Origin of the sequence: Paenibacillus sp. DS2015, assembly GCF_050433705.1 — a bacterium.
Lineage (GTDB): Bacteria > Bacillota > Bacilli > Paenibacillales > Paenibacillaceae > Paenibacillus_AQ.
The window spans coordinates 1-1,505 of record NZ_JBNPWS010000084.1 but is presented as its reverse complement, the minus strand read 5'-3'; the positions used below and the strand labels follow the sequence as shown (position 1 = coordinate 1,505).

General features: G+C 43.7%; 1 protein-coding gene. It reads left to right on the top strand.

Translation table 11 applies throughout. The features are described from left to right. Window positions 1-150: 150 nt before the first annotated feature. On the top strand, window positions 151-1,503 hold the full coding sequence (locus tag J2T13_RS26210) for an IS4 family transposase (RefSeq protein ID WP_429375650.1): 1,353 nt from the start codon (window positions 151-153) through the stop codon (window positions 1,501-1,503). The last annotated feature ends 2 nt before the right edge of the window (window positions 1,504-1,505 follow it).

The window sequence follows — 1,505 nt, the reverse complement described above, 5'->3', positions numbered from 1 at the left end:
ACTCAACTTTCGCAGCTGGATTATCAGCTTAAACCCTTAAGACCGTAAGAAGAAATCAATAAATTTATCCGTATTGACAAAAACACCTCGCTTGTTTGGTATCATGGAAGTGTCGAATCAACCATGCCAACAAGAAAGGTGTGTAACTCTATGTTACAACAACATTCCATGTCTGAACAGTCTCGTTTTTCCAAACTTTTTTCAACCCTTAATATGGGGAAATTTCTAAGAAAGGCGGGAATCTCCAAGTCGTTTGGACTGTCGAGTCTTGCGGTCTTTCAAATTGTTTTCTCTCTTGTCTTTGAAGGGAAGAATTGGTTTCGTTTGCTGGAAAGCCCGCGTGGCGATGATCTTCCAGGAAAAGACGTTGTCTATCGCTTTCTAAATCATTCTTCTTTTGCATGGCGCAGATTTCTGCAAGCCCTGAGCCAACACGTAGTTTGTTATTTCGAGTCGCTCATTTCTGCGAATCGTGTTCGAGTATTCATCATCGACGATTCCGTACTCAGCCGTAATCGAAGTAAAAAAGCTGAATTACTGGCTCGGGTGTTTGACCATACAACGGGTCGATTTACCAAAGGCTATTGCATGCTTACACTCGGTTGGTCCGATGGATTCAGTTTTGCTCCGCTTGACTTTGTCATGCTTTCTTCAGCCAAACTTACGAATCGAATCTGTGAGATGACTTCGAAGTTATCCAAGCGCAGCATAGGGTATAAGCGCCGAATGGAGGCCTTCTCTCGGAAGCCAGATGCCGTAATATCCTTGCTAGACCGGGCTTTACGTGCTGGATTCACCGCGGATTATGTGCTAATGGATAGTTGGTTCACTCAGGCACCACTCCTCCGTCAGTTAACAGACATGGATCTTTCTGTCATTGGGATGGTCAAAGAAATGAAGCAGCGATATCTCGTTAAAGGACAACGATTGACGTTACGCGAAGTCTTTCAAAGTCTTCCCAAATCAAAAGATTCGGATATTAAGGGTTCTGTGATCGTCCAAACAGCTTGCGGCCTGCCTGTAAAACTAGTTTTTGTACGCAATCGGAACAAACGACGGGAATGGCTTGCCATCTTGAGTACAGATGTAGCCCTGGATTCTGCTGAAATCGTACGGATTTACGGAATGCGTTGGAGCATAGAGACCTTCTTTAAAGTGACCAAAAGCTATTTGAAATTGGGAACGGAATTTCAAGGTCGTTCGTTTGACCAACTCATTAGCCACACCACGATTGTATTTAGCCGCTATTTGGCGATGGAATATGAGCGACGGCAATCCAATGATGACCGAACTCTCGGTGGACTCTTCTTTCTATTTGCCGATGAAGTCCGCGATGTGGACTTCCAGACCGCACTTCAACAACTCATGGTTTTATTTCTTGAAATGGCTCAAGCGAAGATAAAAAAGAACAAAACGTCTGTTTTTTGTCAACTACAGGATTGGATCGCTAGTTTACCCAGCTATATCAAGGGTTTGTTTAAAGATTTGAGCTGCGAAAGTTGAGT

Excerpts from the sequence above, each read along its gene's own strand:
- J2T13_RS26210 (WP_429375650.1), top strand. The coding sequence starts at position 151 with ATGTTACAACAACATTCCATGTCTGAACAGTCTCGTTTTTCCAAACTT.